Below are 23,343 nucleotides of genomic sequence, written 5' to 3'. Positions count from 1 at the left end.
GTTTTCCCCAGTTTTATGGGAACAAGTATGTAAGTAAGTTGTAAAATATTAATTAAATCAAATGCTTAATCTTACGTTCATTATTGTTCATTTTGCGTTATTCTTAGCACTGCAAAAGAGCAGCTACGGATTTTTAGAGAATGTAAAGACATTGTAGAGGTGTCTTTCTTTAATCATTCAGCTTGTTAGAATAGATTTTTAGCGCTGATAGTGAGCTATCAGCGTGGCTTGTTGTAATTAGAGCCATTTAAGCGATTAAAAAAGGAAAGTTTGCATGACAGACTCAGGCTTCCGACTCAAAGGAAGCGTCGTTACGACGATTTTATTAGAAATTCAAACTTTCTCATTAGATGACATTGTGTTTCATTTAAAAGAGAAGATTAATCAGGTCCCGAATTTTTTCAATCAAGCACCGATCATCATTGATATTTCAAAAATGAAGCGCGGTATTCGTTTGGAAGAGTTTGAGGAGCTGATTAAGTCTGTAAATGATCTTGGTCTTGGTGTCATTGGTTGGCGTTGTGATCCTGAGGCATTGCCCGTTTGGAATGCTTCGGTAACGATTCCTTTATTACCTGCCAGTAAAGCAAGGTCGATTAATGTCTCTCCTGCTGTTAAGGAAGAGGTTAGTCCGGATGTGGTTGTCAAAACTGTAGTAGAAGAACGCTTGGTCCCCCAATCGACAAAGGTTATTACCAAGCCGATTCGTTCTGGACAACAAGTTTATGCGGAAGGTGATTTGATCATTCTTAATCAGGTCAGTGCTGGTGCTGAAGTTCTTGCGGATGGCAATATCCATGTTTATGGAGCATTACGTGGTCGCGCATTAGCGGGTGTTAAAGGTGATGTGGACGCACGAATTTTTTGCAAAAGCTTGGAGGCCGAATTGGTTTCTATTGCGGGTAATTTTATGTTGAGTGATGCGCTGCAAAATATCGTTTGGAAAGACAGCGCGCAAGTGTTATTAGTTGACGATAGTTTAGAAATCGTACCGCTTTAAAGTTTATTATTTAATTTGTTAGATAGACTCAATTTGAGTGTGTCGGAGGATATAGCATTGGCAAAAATTATAGTAGTCACATCGGGCAAGGGTGGTGTTGGTAAGACAACATCCAGTGCTGCGATTGGGACTGGTCTTGCGTTGAAGGGTCATAAAACCGTTATTATCGATTTCGATGTGGGTCTGCGTAATCTTGATTTGATTATGGGTTGTGAGCGTCGTGTGGTTTATGACTTTGTTAATGTTATCAACAAAGAGGCGACACTTTCTCAAGCCCTGATCAAAGATAAACGCACCAAAGAGTTGTTTATCTTGCCTGCTTCACAAACTCGCGATAAAGATGCGTTAACGATCGAGGGTGTACAGTGGGTGCTTGAAGAGCTTGCCAAGGAGTTTGATTACATTATTTGTGATTCTCCGGCTGGTATTGAAAAAGGGGCTCAAATGGCCCTGTACTTTGCTGACGCAGCGATTGTTGTCACTAACCCTGAGGTCTCTTCGGTACGTGACTCAGACCGTATTTTGGGTATTTTACAAAGTAAATCAAAACGAGCGGAAGAGGGTAAAGAGGCCATTGAGGAGCACTTGCTTTTAACTCGCTACCATCCAAATCGTGTTGCTTTGGGTGAGATGTTAAGCGTTTCTGATGTTGAAGATATTCTAGCAGTTCCTTTGCTGGGTGTTATCCCTGAATCTGAAGCGGTATTAAAAGCCTCTAACCAAGGTACACCTGTGATTTTAGATACTGATTCTGAAGCAGGTCTTGCTTATATGGATGCTGTTGATCGCTTGATGGGTGAAGAACGTCCGTTACGCTTCTTAGAAGTTCAGAAAAAAGGCTTCATCAAACGATTGTTAGGAGGTTAGAGTGGGAATTTTTGATTATTTCAAAAGCAAAAGCGCGCCAACTTCCGCATCGGTTGCTAAAGACAGATTGCAGATTATTGTGGCTCACGAGCGTAGTAAGCGTCATCAACCTGATTACTTGCCACAAATGCAGCAGGAAATTATTGATGTGATTCGTAAGTATGTAAATATCGGCAGTGAAGACGTGCAGATACAGCTTGATAATACGGATGATTGTTCTGTGTTGGAGCTAAATGTGACTTTGCCAGAGCAAAACTAGAATTTTTATCATAAGTTGCTGTTGATAAAATAAGAAGCGCCTAACGAGATGATTGATATGTGTCTTATTAGGTGCTTTTTTTTATGTCAAATCTCTTGTCTTTTAGTAGCATTGTTTTACTCAGATTTCCATGGGTGTATGATTCGTTGCATTCAATTTTGATTCTTAGAGTAAGATAATATGATGCGATTTTCTCTGTGTGTCGTTACTGCTTTATTTCTTTCAGCTTGCAGCGAACCAAAACAAGTTGTTGCAAAAAAGAAACCTGCTCGTCTATCTTCGGATCTACCAATTGCTACGACAGATCCTAAAGCGATGTTGGGTGCTCAACTGTTTTTTGATACCAGTTTATCTAAAGAGCGTAATCAGTCTTGTGGTACCTGCCATGATATTGGCAATGCTTTTGTGGATAAAAGAAGAGAGGCATTATCTGGTGCAGTTTCATTAGGTAGTGATGGATCTTCTATGGGAGGTCGCAATACACCGACAGCTGCTTATGCCGCGTTTTCTCCAGCGTTTCATCGTATGACTAATGGCGAGTACCGCGGTGGTCAATTTTTAGATGGTCGCGCTTCGGGGTTACCGCAGCAAGCAGAGGGTCCTTTCTTAAATCCATTGGAAATGGCTATGCCAAGTGCTGCTGTTGTGGTTGATCGGGTGAGAGAAAATGAGCGGTATGAAACGCTGTTTAATTCTGTCTATGGAGAAGGGGTTTTGAATGATCCTGCTAAGGGTTATGCGGCTATTACAAATGCCATTGCCAGTTTTGAGCAAACGGCCATGTTTATGCCTTTTGATTCCAAGTACGATCGGTCCTTACGTGGTGAGGTAGCGTTAACGCCCCAAGAGGAATTGGGCAAGACTTTGTTTTTCTCTCAACAATTCACGAATTGTAATTCTTGTCATCAGTTACATAAGTCGCCTCTTCATTCTCAAGAAACTTTTACTAATTATGAGTTTCGTAATATCGGAGTGCCGGCAAATCCTGATTTAATGGCTCAAAATGGTAATAAGAAAGATTTGGGATTATTGGACAATCCTTCAATAGATGACCCTAAGCAAGCTGGAAAATTTAAGGTGCCATCGTTGCGTAATGTAGCAGTGACTGGCCCATACATGCACAACGGTGTTTTTAAGGATCTAAGAACTGTGGTGCTTTTTTATGATAAGTACAATAATCCTAAACGCACGATAAACCCTGAAACAGGTAAACCTTGGGCTAAACCAGAAGTTGCTGAAAATATTGACTTAGTTGAATTGCAAAAAGGGCCTGCTCTTCCGGATCAGCGGGTGGATGCCATTGTGGCTTTTTTGAAAACACTGACAGATCAGCGTTACGAATCTTTGCTTGATAACTAGAGTTGTTATTTATTAGATTGTTTTGGTTAGGTCCTTATTGTTTTCATTGATAAAACTGGCTACTAAGACAAAAATTTATTACATTGACCCTTTGGTTATTTTTTGCATCTTGTATGTGTCGCTAGAATATGAAGGGTTAATATAATGAAATATGTTCCACTTGGCCGAACTGGCTTAGAAGTTTCTCGCGTATGCTTGGGTACCATGACTTGGGGTACCCAAAACAATCAAGCCGATGCTGATGAGCAGATAGAATATGCTTTAGCAAATGGTGTGAACTTCATGGACACCGCAGAAATGTATTCTGTGCCGCCAACTGAAGAATCTTATGGCAAAACAGAAACCATTATTGGTGATTGGTTGTCTCGTAACCCAGAGCGCCGTAAAGAGTTTATTTTGGCGACTAAAATTGCAGGGCCTGGACTAGCATATGTTCGTGGTGGCAGTAACATATCTGGTAAGACTATTGTTGAAGCGGTTGATGCTTCTTTGAAGCGTCTTCAAACAGATTATATCGATCTTTATCAGCTACATTGGCCAAATCGTACAACGCCGCATTTTTCTAAGCATTTCCCTGGGGCGATCACTTTTACTGACGTTGATCACGAAGAACAATCCGCTCAAATTCTTGATATTCTGCACGGGCTAGATGCTTGTATTAAAGCGGGTAAAATTCGTCACTTTGGCTTATCTGATGATACAACATGGGGCATTAATGAGTTTATTCGCTTAAGCGAGAAACATGATTTACCGCGTGTTGCTTCAATCCAGAATGAGTTTAGTCTATTACACGCAAAAGATTGGCCATATTTGGTTGAAAACTGTGTGTATGAAGATGTGGCTTACTTGCCTTGGTCTGCTTTGGCGGCAGGGGCATTAACAGGCAAATATCTTGGTGGTGCTCGTCCTGAAGGTAGTCGTTGGACGTATGCTCAACGTAACGGTATTTTCCGTGATACGCCTCTAGTTGAAAAAGCGGTTACCGCTTATCTTGATGTTGCTAAAAAACATAGTTTTACTCCGGCTCAGCTTGCTTTGGCTTGGTGTAATCAAGTGGATGGTGTCACTTCAACCATTATAGGTGCAACCTCTCTTGAGCAACTTAAAGAGGATATGGCTGCTTTTGATATGAGCTTATCAGAAGAGGCGTTGAAAGATATTATGGCGGTGTTTAAAGAGTATCCTGTGCCGTTTTAAAGTTTTTAGTTTTAGTAGATTAAAAAGCGCTTCGGCGCTTTTTTTTGTGTCTGTTGATTTAGGGGGTATCAAAGGGAGAAAATACAGGCAATAAAAAACCCGATGCCAAGGCATCGGGTTTTTTAGAGTTAAGAAAAATAGATCTTAGTTCTTTTCTTTTTCTTTCTTCTCTTTAACAGCTGCAATTACTGTTTCTGCAACGTTTGCAGGACATGGTAGGTAGTGAGAGAACTCCATAGAGAACTGACCACGACCAGATGTCATCGTACGTAGAGAGCTGATGTAACCAAACATTTCAGATAGAGGAACGTCTGCTTTGATGCGAACACCAGTCAAACCTTTCTCTTGGTCTTTGATCATGCCGCGACGACGGTTCAAGTCACCAATTACGTCACCTACGTGATCGTCTGGAGTGAATACGTCAACTTTCATGATAGGTTCGATCAACTGTGGACCAGCTTTAGGAACAGATTGACGGAAAGCACCTTTAGCCGCGATTTCGAAGGCAATCGCAGAGGAGTCAACTGCGTGGAAGCCACCGTCAAACAATTCTACTTCAACGTCTAGTACTGGGAAGCCAGCTAGAACGCCTTCTTCCATCATAGACTTGAAGCCTTTTTCTACAGCAGGGAAGAACTCTTTTGGTACGTTACCGCCCACAACAGTAGAAGTAAATTTGAAGCCTGAACCCACTTCACCAGGTTTGATACGGTAGTCGATTTTACCGAACTGACCAGAACCACCAGATTGTTTCTTGTGAGTGTATGTGTCTTCAACTTCTTTCGTGATTGTTTCACGGTAAGCAACTTGTGGTTGACCAACGATCAGGTCTACACCGTAAGTACGTTTCAAGATATCTACTTTGATGTCTAGGTGAAGCTCGCCCATACCTTTAAGGATGGTTTCACCAGAGTCAACGTCAGTCTCAACGCGGAAAGTTGGATCTTCTGCAACCATTTTACCGATAGCGATACCCATTTTCTCGTTACCGCCTTTATCTTTAGGAGTAACAGAGATAGAGATTACTGGCTCAGGGAAAACCATTGCTTCAAGAGTACAAGGGTGCTTAGGATCACATAGAGTGTGACCAGTTTGTACGTTCTTCATACCAACGATTGCAATGATATCACCAGCTTGTGCTGTGTTGATTTCTTTACGGTCGTCAGCTTGCATTTCAACCATGCGGCCTACACGTTCAGTTTTGCCCGTGAAGCTGTTAAGGATTGTGTCACCTTTGTTCAATACGCCTGAGTAGATACGTACGAAAGTAAGGGCACCGAAACGGTCATCCATGATTTTAAATGCTAGTGCTTTTAATGGCTCTTTAGCATCAACGATTGCTTTATCGCCAGTTGGGTTACCTTCTTCGTCAGTAAGATCTTGAGGATCTACTTCAGTTGGGCTTGGAAGGTAATCAACTACAGCATCAAGAAGAAGCTGCATGCCTTTGTTTTTGAAGGCAGAACCACAGTAAGTAGGGAAGAAAGCAAGATCACGAGTACCTTTACGGATACAACGTTTAATGTCATCGATAGAAGGTTCTTCACCGTCCATGTATGCCATCATTAGGTCGTCGTCTTGTTCAACTGCAGTTTCGATTAGTTTCTCACGGTATTCTTCAACTTGATCAACCATGTCAGCAGGAACATCTTCAATGCTGTAGTTTTCAGGTAGACCAGTGTCATCCCAAACGTAAGCTTTACGAGTTAGAAGATCTACAACACCAGAGAACTCATCTTCCGTACCAATAGGTAGAACCATGATAAGAGGAGTAGCACCTAGTACTTTTTTAACTTGCTCAGTTACACGGTAGAAGCTTGCACCTAGACGGTCTAGCTTGTTAACGAAGATCAAACGTGCAACTTCAGATTCGTTCGCATAACGCCAGTTAGTTTCTGATTGTGGTTCAACACCACCAGAACCACAGAATACACCAACACCGCCGTCAAGAACTTTCAAAGAACGGTAAACTTCTACTGTGAAGTCAACGTGTCCAGGTGTGTCGATAACGTTAAAACGGTGATCTTTCCAGAAACAACTTACAGCCGCAGACTGGATGGTGATACCGCGCTCAGCTTCTTGTTCCATGAAGTCTGTTGTAGATTCGCCTTCGTGAACTTCACCAAGCTTGTGGATCATACCGGTAAGTTTAAGAATACGTTCTGTAGTAGTAGTTTTGCCCGCGTCAACGTGAGCAAAAATACCGATGTTTCTGTATTTTGATAAGTCAGCCATTACATTACTCTAAATAAGTGAGGACGAAATTTGCGCGCTATTATACAAGACTTTTTTATTCATAGTCAGGTATTTCGCGCTATTCTATTATATTTTATGTGACTAAAGAAAGGGGCAAGATAAAAGCATTTTATAAATGTGGCTTAAGATCTTTTAACTGCGCTTGAAATTATTGTAAAACACCTAATCTCGACGTAATTTATCGGAAATGGCGATAGGGTTTGGAAAGTTCAAAATGACAATATAAGTAGATAGGGCAAAACTAATAATTGCCGTCGCTTGAATTACATGGGAGGCTTCTTTTCCTATCAACCCTATGTTTGCTGCTAAATAGGCAATCAAGAGTGAAAATTCGCTTACTTGTCCTAATCGGAACCCTACTTCCCACGATGTGCTAGCGTCTTCTTTTATTCCTTTTAATAAATAGCGGAAAACAACAGGTTTGATGAGCATTGAACTAAGAGCCAAGATCAATGCAGGAAGTATAACAAGTCCTAGTAAATCCAAATTGAAACTTGCGCCAATGGTAAAGAAAAAAAGTATTAAGAAAAAATCTCTTAGAGGTTTTAGGTGAGTGGCAATGTATTGTGAAATAGGGCTTGTTGCTAAAGCAACGCCAGCGATGAAGGCGCCCATTTCTGCAGATAAGCCTGCAGTTTCAGCGAGTACAGCCATGGAAAGACACCAGCCAATCGAGACTAAGAAAATATATTCATGAAAGCGATCAAATCGAGTAATGAGCTTAAGCAAAATATACTTTACGAAGAAGAAAGCACTACCGATAACGAGAGGGAGGCCAATAAGAGGCTTTAAATATTGCATTGCTCCATTATCTGTTGTACCCGAAATGCTATATAAAACCAGTAATACTGCAATGGCAATCATGTCTTGTAACAGCAATAACCCAACGACTAGTTCTCCTGTATGTTTATGATGAAGCACCGTAGTGGGTAATAGTTTTATACACACAATTGTGCTGGAGAACATCATAGCGATACCAATGATTAAGCTTTCTACATTGCTATAGCCACACGAAATCGAGACGACATATCCTAAAACGGCAAAAGCTGCTGAGCTTAGGAGGGCGATTCCTGAAGCCTTTTTTAACATATTGATTAAATGGCTTGGCTGCATATCTAAGCCGAGAAGAAAAAGTAAAAAGATGATGCCAATATGACTCATTTCATCCATGAGTCTTGGTTCGTTGATGAGTGATAATGCGGAGGGACCGAACAAAACACCTAGTGCAATATAGGCAATGATCATAGGTTGCTTTGTATATAAAGCAATGGAAGCAACGACAGCAGCTCCTGCGAATATCAAAAAAAAGGAGTGTACTATCGATGCTTCCATTAGTGTTCCTCTGGAATGTATAGGGTTAGCTTTACTAGATTATGACCAAGAGCCTGAGCCCGCTTTTTTTCTGCGTAGCATTGGCAAAATTATGCCGAGAGCAAGCCCGCCTAAAAGTGTTGCTGCACCGATCATGAACCATTTTTGCTTTGTGGTGTTCTGCAACTTTTCAGATAAAGCGATGGCTTTATCTGCTCGCTGTTTGAGACTTTCGATTTGGTAGCTAACGTCTTTATTTTGGGAGACAATAGCTTGGGCTTTCTTGGATAATTCAGCCGCTTCTACAAGTTGTTGTTTTAGAGATTCATTTTCGTCTTCTAGTGATAGATTAGCTTGGTTTAATTCTTGAATTTTTTGTTGATTTACTTTTAAAACACTCGCCATTTCTGATCGTTTTTCTGTACTTTGATCTAGGCGGCTTTGTAGGTTTTCTAGTTGATCTCTGCTTACCATGTCTTCACTAAGAAAGTAATCTGCAACCCATCCTTCATTTCCTGATGGTGTTCGAACTTTGGTGAAACCATTACTTTGCTCAAGTACTTCTAGCGGAGTGCCACTTTTTAAGCCTCGCTCCACTGCTCTTGTGCTGTTGTCTAAGCCTTCTCTTATTGCGACAAATTGAATATCGGAAATGTATACTGTCGCAGAATGCGCAGTGGCAGAAAGTAGTACGCCAACGATTAGGCTGGTAATGCGTTTTTTAGACACGTTTAGTTCCTTTAACTATCATTTCATCTCTTTAGTACGATAATCATGAGGCGTCCAATACGCAATAGAAAAGGCCATCGTAATGGCCTTTTCTTGTTAGTTTATTGAAAATGTTTTGTCTAGCGACGTAAGAAGAGAGGTCTAGGGTCTGCAACATCACCTTGGTAGGCAATTGAGAAAGGCCTATGTAATGCTAATGCTTTCTCTAAATCTACTTCATCGTTGAATTGAAAACTATTAAAACCAACTCGTAGTAGGTAGCCTAATTGATCCGGAATAAAGTTACCCAGTGCTCGGATTTCACCTTGGTAATTTAGCCTTTCTCTTAGTAGACGGGCGTAACTGAAACCTCTGCCGTCCGTAAAAGCTGGAAAATGAACGCCAATAACGTCAAATTGACTTAAGTCCACATTTTCTAGGCACTCTATGCCATCACCCGCTTCTAGCCAAATGCCAGCAATGTTTCCAATGCTGTCCTTTTCGGCTAGCCATTTCTGAGCGGCTACGATGGAACTGGAAGTAGTCTCTTGGTCTATTTCTTGTAACCATTGATAAGTATTGTCGATGATTTCACCGTTTTTAATTAGCTTTGGCATAAGCGGCCTCTTTAAATGGTGTGATGCCAACGCGGCGATAAGTGTCAATAAAGCGTTCTTCTTCTGTGCGATTATCAACGTAAACATTCATCAGCTTTTGAATAATGCTACTAATTTCTTCCTGAGCAAAAGAGGGCCCAAGAATTTTACCAATACTGGCATCGTGACCAGAAGCGCCACCGATTGATATCTGGTAGAACTCCTCACCTTTCTTATCGACACCTAGAATGCCAATATTGCCAACATGGTGGTGGCCACAGGCATTCATACAACCTGAAATATTTAAATCAATGTTTCCAAGGTCATATAGGTAGTCAAGATCATTAAAGGTTTCTTGGATTTGTGCCGCAATCGGAATGGATTTCGCATTGGCTAAAGCGCAGAAATCACCGCCTGGGCAACAGATCATATCAGTTAGTAAGCCAAGTGTTGGAGTGGCAAAACCGGCTTCTTTTGCTGCTTTCCACAGCTCAACTAACTGGTCTTGACGAACATCGGCCAGTACAAGGTTCTGTTCGTGACTAACGCGCAATTCACCAAAGCTAAACTTATCGGCTAAGTCAGCCGCTTTTTGCATTTGTTCAGCGGTGGCGTCACCTGGTGCTTGCCCTGCTTTTTTCAGCGTTAGCGTTACAATACGGTAGCCTGCTTTTTTGTGTTCGAACGTATTGCGCTCAAACCAACGAGCAAAACCCGCACTTTCAGCAAGTTTGTTTGTAAGGTTTGCTGGGTTGTTTTCTAGAGTCTCGTAACTTGGCTCACTAAAGAAACTCTGTAGGCGATCAAACTCGCTCATTGGAACCGTGCTTTCTTTGCCTTTTAGGTGCTGCCATTCAGCATCGACGCGCTTACGGAATTCTTCGATCCCCAGTGCTTTAACGAGTATTTTAATGCGAGCTTTGTATTTGTTGTCACGGCGACCTTGTTGGTTGTATACACGAATAATAGCATCCAAATATGTCAGTAGGTCTGCACGAGGAATGAATTCGCTAATAGTGACGCCCACCATTGGGGTGCGGCCTAAGCCACCACCAACAATGACTTTAAAGCCTATTTCTCCTGCGTCATTTTTCTTGATATGTAAGCCGATATCATGGACTTGTGTTGCTGCACGGTCAGCCGATTCAGTGGCATTGACAGCAATTTTGAATTTGCGTGGTAAGAACGCGAACTCTGGATGGAAAGTAGACCACTGACGAATTAATTCACAGTAGGGGCGAGGGTCAACGATTTCATCGGAAATAACACCCGCATATTGGTCGGTTGTTGTATTACGAATGCAGTTTCCACTTGTTTGTGTTGCATGCATTTGTACTTCAGCCAGTTCCTCTAGAATGTCTGGTACATCTTCCAGTTTTGGCCAGTTTAATTGTAAGTTTTGACGGGTGCTAAAATGCCCATAGCTTTTGTCATAACGACAGCTGATGTCTGCCAATTTTCGTAATTGAGTACTTGAAAGCATTCCATATGGAATTGCAATACGCAGCATAGGAGCATAGCGCTGTACATAAAGGCCGTTTTGAAGGCGCAACGGAAGAAATTCTTGCTCACTTAATTCTTGATTTAGATAACGGCGTGTTTGATCGCGGAATTGTGCTACTCGCTCTTCAACAAGCTGTTGGTCAATGGCGTCGTATTGATACATAGTGAAATGAACCGTAGTTGATATAATTTAGTCGCGACATGTTAGCAAATATCCTTTATTCTAAAAATGAATATTTACCTATATCTTTAGTGGTTTTGATAATAAGGCTTATTCAGATTTTGGCTAATCAAATCGTGAGTCAATAGAAAGAGGAAAAATACCTTACTTTTTTACTTGGTCTTTGGCTTTGTCTATTATCTCCTGTAATATAGCCCTCATTGATCGTTATGAAGATTTTGAAAAGGGTTTTTATGAATATTACAATTACTGATAGTGCCCAAGAATACCTCGCTTCTTTGCTGGAAAAACAAGGGGTTGAGGGGATTGCTGTACGAATTTTTATCCAACAACCTGGCACGCCTTATGCCGAAACTTGCCTTGCGTACTGTCGACCAGATGAAGTCAATGAAACTGATGAGATTCTAAATCTACCAAAGTTGAAAGTGTATATCGAAAAAAACTCTGTCAATTTCTTGGATGAGGCTTTTGTAGATTATGCGACTGAGAAAATGGGTGGCCAATTAACTATTAAAGCACCGAATGCCAAAATGCCAAAAGTTACGGCAGATAGTCCAATTGAAGATCAAATTAATTACGTACTGTATTCCGATATTAATCCAGGTTTGGCTGCTCACGGCGGCGAGGTAAGTTTGCTTGAAGTGATTGATGGGCAAGTCGCTGTATTAAAATTTGGTGGTGGATGTCAGGGCTGTAGTGCTGTTGATTTAACTCTTAAAGAAGGTGTTGAAAAAACTTTAATTGAGAAAGTGCCTGGCTTAACCGGAGTTAAAGATTCAACGGACCATTCCGTAACAGATAACGCATTTATGTAAAGTTGATATTGTATAAAAAAAGGGAATCACCTATAGAGGCGATTCCCTTTTTTAGTTAAATGGCATTAAAAATTGATGATTTAACTGCGTTGGCGTTTAGGTAAAACATCACGTAAGTTATTTGCCATATCAGTAAGTGCTTTTTCTGTTGTTGCCCAGTCAATGCACGCATCTGTGATGGAGACCCCATACTCAAGATCACTTAGATCGGCTGGTACTTTTTGGTTGCCCCAGCCGATGTTGCTCTCAATCATCAGTCCCATGATAGATTGGTTGCCATCCAGAATTTGTTGAGTGGCATCTTCTGCCACTGTGACTTGACGTTCAGGCTTCTTGCTAGAGTTTTCGTGGGAAGTATCCACCATGATATTCATTTTAAGCTTGGCTTTGTTTAGCTCTTGCTCGGCTTCAGCAACGAATTTTGCTTCATAGTTGGGTTTGCCGCCACCGCCACGAAGAACAACGTGTCCGTAATCGTTTCCTTTGGTGTTGACAACCGTAACTTGACCTTCTTCATTAATCCCTAAGAAAGAGTGGGCGTGAGAAACCGACTGCATCGCATTAATAGCAACAGTTAATCCACCATCGGTACCATTTTTAAACCCAACAGGACCCGAAAGGCCAGATGCCATTTCACGGTGAGTTTGTGATTCTGTTGTACGAGCACCAATGGCAGACCAACTTATTAGGTCTTGAATATACTGTGGTGAAATTGGGTCAAGTGCTTCAGTTGCTAGTGGTAAGCCAAGTTCAGCAAGATCAATAAGCAGCTTACGACCGATGCGTAGGCCTTTGTTTATATCGAAAGTGCCATCAAGGTTCGGATCGTTAATCAGTCCTTTCCAACCTACAGTGGTACGAGGCTTTTCAAAATAGGCACGCATGATAATGTAAAGAGTGTCGTCAAGTTTTTCTGCTAGCGCTTTTAGGCGAGTAGCATACTCTAATGCAGCTTGAGGGTCATGGATAGAGCATGGTCCAATTACAATAGCTAAACGATGGTCTTTACCATCCATAATGTTTTTAATGATGTCGCGGGATTCCGCTACATGGCTGCTAACACTTTCGCTTACTGGCAGCTCTTTTTTTAATTGGCTCGGTGTTACCAAAGAGGTGAACGAGGCAATATTTAAGTCTTCTAGACGTTTGTTACTCATTGCGGGGGTTCCTGCTTTTTTTACTTTTGGTTATAGCGGCTAACAATATCGCGTTTTCTGTTTTGAATGAACCGCTAGCCCATGATTTTTTAGAAGAAAAGGTATTTTACTCCAAATGATAGAAGGGCAGTGGCGAGAATTGGTTGCAAAACATGATTTGGCACGTGAGTGGCAACACGCGTACCTATATAAATAGTCGGTATAGAGCCGATTAAAAGTGCCACAAGAAGTGTGTAATCAACATTGCCTAAAAATATATGTCCAATACCAGCCACTAGGGTTAAGGGTACGGCGTGAGCGAGGTCTGTTCCGACGATATTTTTTGCTCTCATCAGTGGAAATAGAATCATCATGATTGCTGTGCCTAATGCCCCAGCGCCAACTGATGTTAAGGTCACCAGTACCCCTAAAATTAAGCCACAAAAAAAGATTATTTTTGTGCTTTTACTCTCAGGAATATTGAAGTTTAGGGTGGCAGTAAGTTTGGATCTAAATAAAATCACTGTGGCAGTAAGAACTAGCATTATTCCCAAGGTGCCAGTGAGAATTTCTTGATAATGATCTGGTTTATCGTATTGCGATAACATCCATACGGTCGCAAAAGATGCTGGGATGCTTCCCGCCGCCATAGCAAAGACTATTTTCCAATTCACATTTCCGTGTTTGGCGTGCATGACTACGCCGGTGCTTTTTGCGATGCCCGCATACATAAGATCTGTACCAATGGCAATATGAGGGGGGAAACCAAACATAAGTAATAGCGGTGTCATTAGAGAGCCGCCGCCTACGCCAGTTATGCCCACTGCTAAACCCACTGCTGCACCAGCAGCAATATACCAAAGAAAATCCATTAGAAAGCCACATTGAAGTTATTTAAGCTGGCAACACTAGAGGTTTTTTACTATTCTATAAAGTAATATTTTATTATGTTTTTAACTCTTTTTCGAATAAGGCAGACGATGAAGTTACAGCAGCTTAGGTATATATGGGAAGTGGCACGTCATGACCTAAATGTTTCGGCCACGGCGCAAAGTTTATATACGTCGCAACCAGGCGTGAGTAAACAGATTCGGCTCTTGGAAGATGAGTTAGGTGTGGAAGTGTTTGCGCGTAGTGGAAAGCATTTAACTCACGTAACTCCTGCTGGAGAAAAAATTATTGCTTTAGCGGGTGATGTTCTAAGTCAGACGCAAAATATTAAACGAGTTGCTAAAGAGTTTAGCGATGAGCGTAAAGGCTCATTAGATATTGCAACCACTCATACTCAGGCTCGTTATGCTTTGCCTAAAGTGATAAATCAATTCATTGAAGGCTACCCTGATGTAAGTTTGCATATGCATCAAGGGACGCCAATGCAAATAGCTGAGATGGCAAATGATGGTGTGGTGGACTTTGCTATAGCGACAGAAGCTCTGGAATTGTTTGGCAACCTAGTAATGCTGCCTTGTTACACATGGAATCGATCCGTCGTTGTACCTAAAGACCACCCGTTGGCAAAAGAGGGTAAGTTAACTTTGCAGGCATTAGCCGAATATCCGATTGTCACCTATGTGTTTGGTTTTACTGGTCGCTCGCAGCTTGATGAAGCCTTTCAGGAGGCGGAACTGCAACCAAATGTTGTATTTACTGCCGCGGATTCAGATGTTATTAAAACTTATGTTCGCCTTGGGCTTGGAGTTGGTATTGTTGCGTCTATGGCACATGATGAAATGCAGGATGCCGATTTAGTTGCTTTGGATGCATCGCACCTTTTTGCAGACAGTTGTACTAAAATTGGTATTCGCAGTAATACTTTTATTCGTGGTTATATGTATAAGTTTATCGAATCCTTTGCGCCTCATTTGACGAAAGAGGTTGTGATGGCGGCAATGGAAGCTGGCAATAGACAAGATGTAGAAGCTTTGTTTAAGGATGTTGAATTACCAAGGCATTAAGTTCTATCACATCCGAGATATAAGGAAACCACGCCATATGCTGTTATGGCGTGATTTTTTTACTTTTGCGATTAATAACGAAGTCACTATTTTTGAAGCTTTAAGGCCATTTCTGCAATTCGTTTACCCTGTGCCTCACACAACGCTTTTTCACCATCTGTTAAGTTGTTTTCAGACGTGCTATTAGCTAGGTGGCTTGCACCGTATGGTGTTCCGCCTGCTTGCGTGCTAATGAGTTCTTTGTTCTTGTAAGGTAGGCCAAGCCAAATCATGCCATGGTGTATTAATGGTGTCATCATGCTATGAATGCATTGCTCTTGGCCGCCATGCATTGTGCTTGCGCTAGTAAATGCGCAAGCGGGTTTGTCAATCAGCTGCCCTGTAAGCCAGAGTGTCGATGTTTGATCGATGAAGTGCTTTAGTGGGGCGGCCATGCTGCCAAAGTAGGATGGTGAGCCTAAAGCAAGTCCAGAGCAATCCGCTAATTCTTCTAATGTGCAATAAGGTGCGCCATCATCAGGTATAGCTGGAGTAGCAACTTTCGTAGTATCAGAGACTTCTGGTACCTGACGGATTTTTGCTTCCATTCCGTTAATTTTGTTAATGCCTCGGGCAATGTGTTTTGCCATTTCTGCGATAGAGCCATGACGACTATAAAACAAAATTAATACGTAAGGTTGTTGAGACATTCACTGCTTCCTATTTTTTTATGCTTAGTTAAATAAAGCTAAGACATCTTCAGGTGGGCGACCAATTTTGGCCTTGTTTCCGTGAACCACGATAGGACGCTCAATTAGACTTGGGTTTTCGTGCATGGCTTTTAGTCGCTCAGCATCGGTTGATTCTTTGTTTAAACCAAGCTCTTTATAAATGGCTTCTTTTGTTCGCATAAGTTCTAGAGGAGTTATGTCGAGCTGTTTAAGTAATGTTTCTAGCTCATCAATGCTAGGGGTATCTTGTAAGTACAAGCGAATATCAGCTTTGATGTTATTGTCTTCTAGAAGTTGCAGTGTTTGGCGAGATTTAGAACAACGAGGGTTGTGGAAAATGGTGGTCATGTTTTTGCTCCTATTTGTTCTTGGAGATCACTGTAGAGATAAAGCCTGACGGAAGTGATTGATCCGTCAGGCGTGAAGATATTATTTTTTGCTTAAAATAAAGTCGATCGCGTCAGCAATGGCGATGTCTTGGTTTTCATCGGCCTTACGATATCTATATTCTAGTGTGCCTTTATCTAAGCCTTTATCACCAACAACTAAGCGGTGTGGAATGCCGAGCAGTTCGCAATCCGCAAATTTCACGCCAGGGCGTTCTTTACGGTCATCCAATAATACATCCAGTCCTTTTGCTTTTAATTCAGTGTACAAGCGGTCACATTCTGTTCTGACAGCTTCAGACTTGTCGTAGTTCATAGCAACGATGGCAATATCGAATGGGGCGATGCTTTCAGGCCACAAAATGCCTTTTTCATCAAAGTTTTGTTCGATTGCTGCGGCAACAATACGAGAAACCCCAATGCCGTAACATCCCATGTGCATGACTTGTGCTTTGCCATTTTCATCTAACACGGTTGCTTTAAGCGCTTCGGCATATTGCTGTCCAAGTTGGAATATGTGACCCACTTCAATACCACGTTTAATGATGATTGTTCCTTGTCCGTCAGGAGATGGATCGCCTTCAACTACATTGCGAATGTCAGCGGTTTCGAAAGCGGCGCAATCACGTTCCCAGTTTAGGCCGGTAAAGTGGTAGTCATCTTTGTTTGCGCCTGCGCAGAAATCAGACATTACGGCCGCAGAACGGTCAACAATAACTCGAACACCTTTTTCCGCTAAGCCTTTTGGTCCGATGGAGCCAGGAGCGCAGCCAATTTTTGCAACAATGTCGGCTTCATCGGCAAACTCAAATGGTGTGACGATTCCGGAAAGTTTTTCCACTTTTATTTCATTGATATTATGGTCGCCACGTAAAACCAATGCGGCAATACTAGGCTGTTCGTTTTCATCTACGGCTTTAATCAGCATGGTTTTAACCGTGCTAGTGACATCTAGCTTTAGGAAATCGGCGACTTTTTGAATTGTTTTGCAGTCTGGTGTGAATACTTCTTCAATATTTTGTGTTGGAGTATCCGCTTTTTCTTTTAAGCAAATCGCTTCTGCTAGCTCAATGTTTGCTGCAAAGTCAGAAGAGTCACTGAAGGCAATGTCGTCTTCACCAGAATCAGCTAGTACATGGAATTCATGGGAGTATGCGCCGCCAATACTGCCGGTATCAGCGCGTACCGGACGATAATCAAGACCAATGCGGTCAAATACGTTGCAGTAAGCTTGGTGCATAATGTCATAGGTCTCTTGCAAGGATTCTGCGCCAACATGGAAAGAATAGGCGTCTTTCATGCAGAATTCTCGTGAGCGCATTACGCCAAATCGAGGGCGAACTTCATCACGGAATTTGGTTTGAATTTGGAAGAAATTCATTGGTAATTGTTTGTAGCTGGTTAGCTCGTTGCGTGCAAGGTCTGTGATGACTTCCTCATGCGTTGGACCAAGGCAGTAGTCGCGACCGTGTCGATCTTGCATACGAAGTAGTTCTGGGCCGTACTTTTGCCAGCGGCCTGTTTCTTGCCACAGCTCAGCTGGTTGGACACCTGGCATGATGACTTCTAAAGAGCCTGCTTTTTCCATTTCATCGCGCACAATGTTTTCGATTTTTCGAAAAACTCTTAGACCTGTCGGTAGCCAGGTGTATAAGCCTTTTGAAATTTGACGAATCATGCCGGCACGAACCATTAGCTGGTGGCTGGTAACAACCGCATCAGTTGGTGCATCACGTAGGGTAGAAAATAAATAGTTGCTTGCGCGCATAATAGTATTGGTACTTTGAGTTAGATGATTAACGTTAAACGGTAATAAAACAGATCGGACTAATTAAGTTTAACCTTTAAAGCGAGGCTCTAATAATCCTTTTGTTTCTGTTTCAAGAGTAAAAATTCCTCCCGCTTGAGGGAATTCTTTAAGTTCTTCGTCTGTTTGTGCGCCACGACACGTACTCACAAACAGAGTTTTCATATCGGGGCCACCGAAAGCCACCATAGTAGGGTAGGTAGCTGGTACGAGATATTCTTCTAAAATTTTACCTTCAGGGCTAATTTTAACAACACGTTGCCCTTGGTAAAGTGCTGACCAGTAATTTCCTTCGCTATCAACGGCGGCGCCATCTGGGCGCCCGTTACCGTGAGGGAATTCAATGAATACGCGTTTATTGCTCGCTGTGCCTGTATTTAGGTCGTAATCAAACTTGTAAACAACATGGTTTGGTGTATCTGAGTAGTACATAATGGTGTTGTCTGGTGAAAATGCGAGTCCATTTGATGTCCAGGCGGCTTGATCGATGAGTTTTTCTTGGCCTCTTTCAAATTGGTGTAGTGCCCCTTTGAAGGCATCTTTTGGCGAGTACATTGTGCCTGCGAGGAAGCGACCTTGTGCGTCGCAACGACCATCATTAAAACGCGTCGTATTTTGATCGTAATTAGCAAGCCAGTAGGGTTTTAATTCGGCATTGAAATGATCAAAAGTATAAACGCCAGACCGAAATGCAGCGATGAAACCGCCGTTTTCAGCGAGAGAAAAACAGCCAATTTCTTCGTTAAATTCTCGACTTGCTAGTTTTTTTGATTTTGTGTCATATGCGTATAGTATGAATGAATCTATATCAACAAAGTAAAGCGTCTGAGTTTGCTCGTCCCAACGTGGGCATTCAGCCAATTTTGCTTGTACATCTATAGCACATTGCATATCAGTCATGCGGGCTCCAAGTCTTTGAGAGTTTTAAAAATAGGGTGCTATAGTGCTTATGAAAGCCTTTTTTGTAAATAGGAAGATGTAAAGATGTTTGAGTTAAATTCTGTGTTAGAACGTGATTCTGTCCTTGTTGGGCACTTTCCATTATGCCAGCTGCGTCTTATTAATGATGCCCAGTTTCCTTGGTTTATATTGGTTCCTCAGCGAAACGATATCACGGAAATTTACCAACTAGTTGAGGAGGATCGTCAGCAATTAATGGCTGAAAGTTGTTTGTTATCTGAAACTTTACATGACGCTTTTTCCGCAACAAAGCTAAATGTTGCCGCTTTAGGCAATCAGGTGCCGCAACTGCATATCCATCATATTGTTCGATACGAAACGGATCGGTGCTGGCCGGCCCCTATTTGGGGGAAATTAGAGAGTATTCCCTATGAAAGAGAAAAGTTGGCTGAGATTTTGCAAAAGGTTCAATCATTACTAAACGATGATTTAACTTTATCTAGCGATGCGGCTGAACTTTACTATTGAGAATTGGCCTTAAATTCGTATTCTATATTGAATAAATGATAGCCAACTTGGAAGCATTTTTATGAGCATTAGCAAAAGGAAAAAGGCCATACAGAAAGTTGTTAAGTTGTTAAATTTAGCAACCTCCACTAATTCAAGTGAGTCTGTTGTGGCTTTGCGTCATGCTGAATCACTAATTAGGCAATACCAGATCGCCCAAAGAGAGCTTCCTATTTTGCAGTTGTGTGATCGCTCTATGCTTTATCGTGTTAGTTGGGGTGGTGCTGCTCCTAGGTATGTTAAAGAGTCAGTTGAAAAAACTACTAATGAAAGTTCTGTTTATCAGCGCCGTTTTAGTGAAAAAAGAGTCGACCCTGAACGCGCTTATGAGTCTGCACGTACCATTTTGGATGATATGGACTTTAGTCATTTCCAAAAAATGGATTCATCATCTAGTGGTTGTAATGTTCCTGAAAATCATGCCGACTCCTTTTCTTCAGATGTGGAGGAGTTTGATTTAACGGATCATGCTGAAGTAAATGATGAAGAACTGGCTTCGGGTGCTGATGCGGTGAGTAGTGCTGTTGGGGAAGATGAGGTCGCAGTGGAAGATATAGTTGATGGTGATGATGTGCTTGAAACTGTTGTTCAGGAAGATGTTTTAGATAGCTCGGCGACTTATACCTCAAATGATAATGTTATTGATGCCGCTAATGCATTTCGCCCTTGTAAACAGGAGTTTTCGGAGACATTAAAAACTCAGTATGCGACCAGTGATCCTAATGTTCCATTTTCAGAGGATGATTACTGGACAAATGTGTATGAAAAATTAGTAGATTTTGATGAGGTCAAAATTCAGGCAGAGATAGATGCACTTAGTAAGCAGTTATTACTGGCTAAAGAGAATTTACAAGCACAAAAGTTAAAGCGTTATGAACATGAGCAGAATGAAATTCAAGAGCGTGCGGAGCGAGCTCGAATTGAACAAAGTTTTGAAGAGGCTATAGAAAGAGCTTTTCAGGCAAGAGCTAAGTCATACGAGGCCTGGGAAGAAAACTGTACAAAAGTAAGAATGTCTCGGCTGAGAGATGAGCAAGAGGCGGTTCAGGGTTATGATGCTGTTTTTGATGCTTTGGAGAAAAATAAAGAGTCTTATCAGCAGCATCTACAAAGAAAAGAGGATTATCGGGCGGCAAAAATTATGCATGAATTGCGTCGCCAACTTGTTCTTGCTGTTTCAGTAGGGGAGGATGCTACGTCTTCCTATGAAAGAGTTATTGATATTATGGAGACAAATGGTCTTTCTCTAAAAGATTTAGAGTTCTCTGATATTAAAAACAAAAGTCTCTTTATTCGCCTGTTAGAAAGAGAGTCAGCTTTGATTTCTGATGTACATGAGAGAGAAGCTCATACGGAAGAAATGTTGGATAAATTTTTAACCTCCAGTTTGACTAAGAAAGAATCTCGAGCTTCAGAAAATCCTATACAGCACATCCAAAGATTGTTGGTGGCAGCTAGTGAGGGTGGTCAGTTTGAAACGCAGAAAAATCTCGAACAAGTCATTCATCTAATGGATGCTAATGGTATTGGGGTGAGAGATATTGGTTACGGATTTATTAAAAAGTATTCCGTGTTCATTCGGTTAATAAACTGGGAGGCTGAGCGCATTACGTCTTTACCAGAGCGCGAAAAATTTACGACACAAATTCTTGAAGAATATATTCAGCATTCAGTGCAAAAACCAAAATCTGAAAGAGAACATAAGGCTAATCGTTGAAATTGCTATCGTAGAATACATTAATCCTTTCTGTTAATGTCCTCCATTCATTTGATTGATGGGGGGTATATTTCTTTAAAAAGCACCTTAAAGCTTTCTTTGCTGGCTTGCATCTTTTACCATTTCGCCTTCGATTCAATCGTGATACTCAGCAGGAGAGAAGCATGAGCATTATTAAAGAAGATGATCTGATTGATAGCGTTGCAGACGCATTGCAGTTTATCTCTTATTACCACCCTCTGGATTTCGTTAATGCGGTTCATGAAGCCTACGAACGAGAAGAAAGTAAAGCCGCCAAAGACGCAATGGCTCAGATACTTATTAACTCTCGTATGTGTGCAGAAGGTAAACGTCCGATTTGTCAGGATACGGGTATTGTTACCGTGTTTGTTAAAATTGGTATGAATGTTCAATGGGAAAGCACCAAGAGCGTTACAGAGATGATCAATGAAGGAGTGCGTCGAGCATACCTTCATCCTGACAATGTCTTGCGTGCTTCTATCCTAGCTGATCCTGCTGGAGCTCGTAAAAACACTAAAGACAACACGCCTGCCGTTATTCATATGGAAATTGTTCCAGGTGATACGGTTGAAGTGCATGTTGCTGCGAAAGGCGGTGGCTCCGAGAATAAATCCAAAATGGCTATGCTTAATCCTTCCGATGATATCGTTGAATGGATTAAGAAAACGGTGCCAACAATGGGGGCAGGCTGGTGTCCACCAGGGATGCTTGGCATAGGTATCGGTGGAACGGCAGAAAAAGCCATGGTTATGGCGAAAGAGTCTTTGATGGAACCGATTGACATTCATGAGCTAAAGGCTCGTGGTCCTCAGAACCGTGTTGAAGAGCTTCGCTTAGAAATTTTTGATGCCGTTAACAATCTTGGTATTGGTGCACAAGGTTTGGGTGGCTTAACAACCGTGCTTGATGTGAAGATCATGGATTACCCAACTCATGCTGCGTCATTGCCTGTTGCTATGATCCCAAATTGTGCGGCTACTCGTCATGCTCATTTTGTTCTTGATGGTTCTGGTCCCGCTGATCTAGTGCCGCCTTCTTTGGATGATTGGCCAGAAATTACATGGGAAGTTGGTGAAAGTGTTCGTCGTGTTGATCTCAATACCATTACTCCTGAGCAGGTTAAAGAGTGGAAACCTGGTGAAACTATTTTGCTGAATGGCAAGATGTTAACTGGTCGTGATGCGGCACATAAGAAAATGGTAGAAATGATGGCCAATGGTGAAGAGTTGCCGGTTGACCTTAAGGGTCGTTTCATCTATTACGTCGGGCCAGTAGATCCAGTAAGAGATGAGGCGGTAGGTCCTGCAGGACCAACTACAGCGACTCGTATGGATAAGTTTACTCGAACAATTCTAGATAAAACAGGCTTGCTTGGTATGATTGGTAAGTCCGAGCGCGGACCTGTAGCTATCGAGGCTATCAAAGAATTTGGCGCGGTTTACTTAATGGCTGTGGGCGGTGCTGCTTACTTGGTTTCAAAAGCGATTAAGAAAGCAGATGTGGTTGCCTTTCCTGAATTAGGAATGGAGGCTATCTATGAGTTTGATGTAGTAGATATGCCAGTAACCGTTGCGGTAGATACAGCTGGCAGTTCAGTACATATTACTGGGCCAGCAGAGTGGAAAGCTAAAATTGAAGCGCAAACTCTTGAGATTAAGTAGTTACCTTTAATTTTTGGACGCTTAAAAAACCACTGCATTTTAAAGTGTAGTGGTTTTTTTGCATAAAGTAGTTGCATGCTAAAAAATAGTCTGTAATATACACGACCTCAGCCACACACCTTGTGTGGTTATGCTCTTTAAAATAGATAATCAGATAATTTGTGTGGGCGCTCGCTGGAGGCTTCAGAAGATCCTTTTAGGATCAAAAAAATTGAAGTCTTGCGAAACGTCTAACACGTCAATTCGCTTTATGTTGGCTTGTTGTTCTTCGGGACAGTGAGTCGATTAAGTTATTGTTAGTGTAATAGATTTTGAGTAAGCAAACTTTTTAACTGAAGAGTTTGATCATGGCTCAGATTGAACGCTGGCGGCAGGCTTAACACATGCAAGTCGAGCGGTAACATTTCTAGCTTGCTAGAAGATGACGAGCG

21 protein-coding genes and 1 other annotated feature (1 of these 22 only partly in view) are annotated in these 23,343 nt (G+C 41.8%); of the genes, 10 read left to right on the top strand and 11 right to left on the bottom strand.

All coding sequences use genetic code 11. The annotated features are described in order from the left end of the window. Window positions 1-274: 274 nt before the first annotated feature. The 5 genes from minC to C0J08_RS11645 all read left to right on the top strand — a co-directional run bounded on the left by minC (window position 275) and on the right by C0J08_RS11645 (window position 4,682). Window positions 275-1,000 (top strand): septum site-determining protein MinC, encoded by a 726-nt coding sequence (gene minC / locus C0J08_RS11665; protein WP_212652146.1) that lies wholly within the window; start codon window positions 275-277, stop codon window positions 998-1,000. Between the two features lie 57 nt (window positions 1,001-1,057). After that, window positions 1,058-1,867 carry a septum site-determining protein MinD gene (gene minD, locus C0J08_RS11660; RefSeq protein ID WP_212652145.1) on the top strand — a complete coding sequence of 270 codons (810 nt, stop codon included), beginning with the start codon at window positions 1,058-1,060 and terminating at the stop codon, window positions 1,865-1,867. 1 nt (window position 1,868) lies between these two features. Continuing rightward, the gene (gene minE / locus C0J08_RS11655; protein ID WP_212652144.1) at window positions 1,869-2,126 is read left to right on the top strand and encodes a cell division topological specificity factor MinE; all 258 of its coding nucleotides are present in this window, start codon (window positions 1,869-1,871) and stop codon (window positions 2,124-2,126) included. Window positions 2,127-2,306: 180 nt separating this feature from the next. After that, window positions 2,307-3,485, top strand: coding sequence for a cytochrome-c peroxidase (locus C0J08_RS11650; protein WP_212652143.1), 1,179 nt, complete (start codon window positions 2,307-2,309; stop codon window positions 3,483-3,485). Between the two features lie 144 nt (window positions 3,486-3,629). Then, window positions 3,630-4,682, top strand: coding sequence for an aldo/keto reductase (locus C0J08_RS11645; RefSeq protein ID WP_212652142.1), 1,053 nt, complete (start codon window positions 3,630-3,632; stop codon window positions 4,680-4,682). Window positions 4,683-4,826: 144 nt separating this feature from the next. On the opposite strand, the gene fusA is transcribed toward C0J08_RS11645, so the two are convergent. From fusA to C0J08_RS11620, 5 genes are all read right to left on the bottom strand, one after another. Beyond that, window positions 4,827-6,917 (bottom strand): elongation factor G, encoded by a 2,091-nt coding sequence (gene fusA, locus C0J08_RS11640; RefSeq protein WP_212652141.1) that lies wholly within the window; start codon window positions 6,915-6,917, stop codon window positions 4,827-4,829. Window positions 6,918-7,100: 183 nt separating this feature from the next. Further along, window positions 7,101-8,270, bottom strand: a complete 1,170-nt coding sequence (locus C0J08_RS11635) for a cation:proton antiporter domain-containing protein (RefSeq protein WP_212652140.1) — start codon at window positions 8,268-8,270, stop codon at window positions 7,101-7,103. Window positions 8,271-8,309: 39 nt separating this feature from the next. Continuing rightward, window positions 8,310-8,978, bottom strand: a complete 669-nt coding sequence (locus C0J08_RS11630; RefSeq protein WP_212652139.1) for a TIGR04211 family SH3 domain-containing protein — start codon at window positions 8,976-8,978, stop codon at window positions 8,310-8,312. Between the two features lie 119 nt (window positions 8,979-9,097). After that, window positions 9,098-9,574, bottom strand: coding sequence for a DUF934 domain-containing protein (locus C0J08_RS11625; RefSeq protein WP_212652138.1), 477 nt, complete (start codon window positions 9,572-9,574; stop codon window positions 9,098-9,100). After that, window positions 9,558-11,219 carry a nitrite/sulfite reductase gene (locus C0J08_RS11620; protein ID WP_212652137.1) on the bottom strand — a complete coding sequence of 554 codons (1,662 nt, stop codon included), beginning with the start codon at window positions 11,217-11,219 and terminating at the stop codon, window positions 9,558-9,560. The genes C0J08_RS11625 and C0J08_RS11620 overlap by 17 nt, the downstream gene beginning before the upstream one ends. A gap of 251 nt (window positions 11,220-11,470) precedes the next feature. On the opposite strand from C0J08_RS11620, the gene nfuA reads away from it, so the two are divergent. Further along, the gene (gene nfuA, locus C0J08_RS11615) at window positions 11,471-12,052 is read left to right on the top strand and encodes a Fe-S biogenesis protein NfuA (protein ID WP_212652136.1); all 582 of its coding nucleotides are present in this window, start codon (window positions 11,471-11,473) and stop codon (window positions 12,050-12,052) included. An 80-nt stretch (window positions 12,053-12,132) separates the two neighbouring features. Here nfuA and C0J08_RS11610 read toward each other — a convergent pair whose 3' ends face one another. Next, window positions 12,133-13,209, bottom strand: a complete 1,077-nt coding sequence (locus C0J08_RS11610) for a 3-deoxy-7-phosphoheptulonate synthase (RefSeq protein WP_212652135.1) — start codon at window positions 13,207-13,209, stop codon at window positions 12,133-12,135. Window positions 13,210-13,298: 89 nt separating this feature from the next. Continuing rightward, complete coding sequence (locus C0J08_RS11605; protein ID WP_212652134.1) at window positions 13,299-14,060, bottom strand: sulfite exporter TauE/SafE family protein; 762 nt, start codon at window positions 14,058-14,060, stop codon at window positions 13,299-13,301. 108 nt (window positions 14,061-14,168) lie between these two features. On the opposite strand from C0J08_RS11605, the gene cysB reads away from it, so the two are divergent. Next, window positions 14,169-15,143: an HTH-type transcriptional regulator CysB gene (cysB, locus tag C0J08_RS11600; RefSeq protein WP_212652133.1), complete on the top strand. Its 975-nt coding sequence runs from the start codon at window positions 14,169-14,171 to the stop codon at window positions 15,141-15,143. A gap of 86 nt (window positions 15,144-15,229) precedes the next feature. On the opposite strand, the gene wrbA is transcribed toward cysB, so the two are convergent. The 4 genes from wrbA to C0J08_RS11580 all read right to left on the bottom strand — a co-directional run bounded on the left by wrbA (window position 15,230) and on the right by C0J08_RS11580 (window position 18,946). Further along, the gene (gene wrbA, locus C0J08_RS11595) at window positions 15,230-15,832 is read right to left on the bottom strand and encodes an NAD(P)H:quinone oxidoreductase (protein WP_212652132.1); all 603 of its coding nucleotides are present in this window, start codon (window positions 15,830-15,832) and stop codon (window positions 15,230-15,232) included. 24 nt (window positions 15,833-15,856) lie between these two features. After that, window positions 15,857-16,201, bottom strand: coding sequence for an arsenate reductase (glutaredoxin) (arsC, locus tag C0J08_RS11590; protein ID WP_212652131.1), 345 nt, complete (start codon window positions 16,199-16,201; stop codon window positions 15,857-15,859). Between the two features lie 81 nt (window positions 16,202-16,282). Continuing rightward, window positions 16,283-18,007: a proline--tRNA ligase gene (locus C0J08_RS11585; RefSeq protein WP_212652130.1), complete on the bottom strand. Its 1,725-nt coding sequence runs from the start codon at window positions 18,005-18,007 to the stop codon at window positions 16,283-16,285. A gap of 69 nt (window positions 18,008-18,076) precedes the next feature. After that, window positions 18,077-18,946, bottom strand: a complete 870-nt coding sequence (locus C0J08_RS11580; RefSeq protein WP_212652129.1) for an SMP-30/gluconolactonase/LRE family protein — start codon at window positions 18,944-18,946, stop codon at window positions 18,077-18,079. Window positions 18,947-19,030: 84 nt separating this feature from the next. Here C0J08_RS11580 and C0J08_RS11575 point away from each other — a divergent pair, with 84 nt between their 5' ends. From C0J08_RS11575 to C0J08_RS11565, 3 genes are all read left to right on the top strand, one after another. Next, window positions 19,031-19,474, top strand: coding sequence for an HIT domain-containing protein (locus C0J08_RS11575; RefSeq protein WP_212652128.1), 444 nt, complete (start codon window positions 19,031-19,033; stop codon window positions 19,472-19,474). A 61-nt stretch (window positions 19,475-19,535) separates the two neighbouring features. Next, complete coding sequence (locus tag C0J08_RS11570; RefSeq protein WP_212652127.1) at window positions 19,536-21,230, top strand: DUF2786 domain-containing protein; 1,695 nt, start codon at window positions 19,536-19,538, stop codon at window positions 21,228-21,230. Window positions 21,231-21,394: 164 nt separating this feature from the next. Then, on the top strand, window positions 21,395-22,912 hold the full coding sequence (locus C0J08_RS11565; RefSeq protein WP_212652126.1) for a fumarate hydratase: 1,518 nt from the start codon (window positions 21,395-21,397) through the stop codon (window positions 22,910-22,912). A gap of 329 nt (window positions 22,913-23,241) precedes the next feature. After that, window positions 23,242-23,343, top strand: a sequence feature (16S ribosomal RNA rRNA prediction is too short) (it continues 355 nt past the right edge of the window).

Origin of the sequence: Marinomonas sp. CT5 (assembly GCF_018336975.1) — a bacterium.
Taxonomy (GTDB): Bacteria; Pseudomonadota; Gammaproteobacteria; order Pseudomonadales; family Marinomonadaceae; genus Marinomonas.
Note: the sequence above shows the minus strand (reverse complement) of the source record. Positions and strands in the feature narration are given on the sequence as shown.

What these genes read in the sequence shown, in the direction of transcription:
- minC (WP_212652146.1), top strand. Translation starts at nt 275, where the DNA reads ATGACAGACTCAGGCTTCCGACTCAAAGGAAGCGTCGTTACGACGATT.
- C0J08_RS11650 (WP_212652143.1), top strand. Translation starts at nt 2,307, where the DNA reads ATGATGCGATTTTCTCTGTGTGTCGTTACTGCTTTATTTCTTTCAGCT.
- C0J08_RS11645 (WP_212652142.1), top strand. Translation starts at nt 3,630, where the DNA reads ATGAAATATGTTCCACTTGGCCGAACTGGCTTAGAAGTTTCTCGCGTA.
- fusA (WP_212652141.1), bottom strand. Translation starts at nt 6,917, where the DNA reads ATGGCTGACTTATCAAAATACAGAAACATCGGTATTTTTGCTCACGTT.
- C0J08_RS11635 (WP_212652140.1), bottom strand. Translation starts at nt 8,270, where the DNA reads ATGGAAGCATCGATAGTACACTCCTTTTTTTTGATATTCGCAGGAGCT.
- C0J08_RS11625 (WP_212652138.1), bottom strand. Translation starts at nt 9,574, where the DNA reads ATGCCAAAGCTAATTAAAAACGGTGAAATCATCGACAATACTTATCAA.
- C0J08_RS11620 (WP_212652137.1), bottom strand. Translation starts at nt 11,219, where the DNA reads ATGTATCAATACGACGCCATTGACCAACAGCTTGTTGAAGAGCGAGTA.
- nfuA (WP_212652136.1), top strand. Translation starts at nt 11,471, where the DNA reads ATGAATATTACAATTACTGATAGTGCCCAAGAATACCTCGCTTCTTTG.
- C0J08_RS11610 (WP_212652135.1), bottom strand. Translation starts at nt 13,209, where the DNA reads ATGAGTAACAAACGTCTAGAAGACTTAAATATTGCCTCGTTCACCTCT.
- C0J08_RS11605 (WP_212652134.1), bottom strand. Translation starts at nt 14,060, where the DNA reads ATGGATTTTCTTTGGTATATTGCTGCTGGTGCAGCAGTGGGTTTAGCA.
- cysB (WP_212652133.1), top strand. Translation starts at nt 14,169, where the DNA reads ATGAAGTTACAGCAGCTTAGGTATATATGGGAAGTGGCACGTCATGAC.
- wrbA (WP_212652132.1), bottom strand. Translation starts at nt 15,832, where the DNA reads ATGTCTCAACAACCTTACGTATTAATTTTGTTTTATAGTCGTCATGGC.
- arsC (WP_212652131.1), bottom strand. Translation starts at nt 16,201, where the DNA reads ATGACCACCATTTTCCACAACCCTCGTTGTTCTAAATCTCGCCAAACA.
- C0J08_RS11585 (WP_212652130.1), bottom strand. Translation starts at nt 18,007, where the DNA reads ATGCGCGCAAGCAACTATTTATTTTCTACCCTACGTGATGCACCAACT.
- C0J08_RS11580 (WP_212652129.1), bottom strand. Translation starts at nt 18,946, where the DNA reads ATGACTGATATGCAATGTGCTATAGATGTACAAGCAAAATTGGCTGAA.
- C0J08_RS11575 (WP_212652128.1), top strand. Translation starts at nt 19,031, where the DNA reads ATGTTTGAGTTAAATTCTGTGTTAGAACGTGATTCTGTCCTTGTTGGG.
- C0J08_RS11570 (WP_212652127.1), top strand. Translation starts at nt 19,536, where the DNA reads ATGAGCATTAGCAAAAGGAAAAAGGCCATACAGAAAGTTGTTAAGTTG.
- C0J08_RS11565 (WP_212652126.1), top strand. Translation starts at nt 21,395, where the DNA reads ATGAGCATTATTAAAGAAGATGATCTGATTGATAGCGTTGCAGACGCA.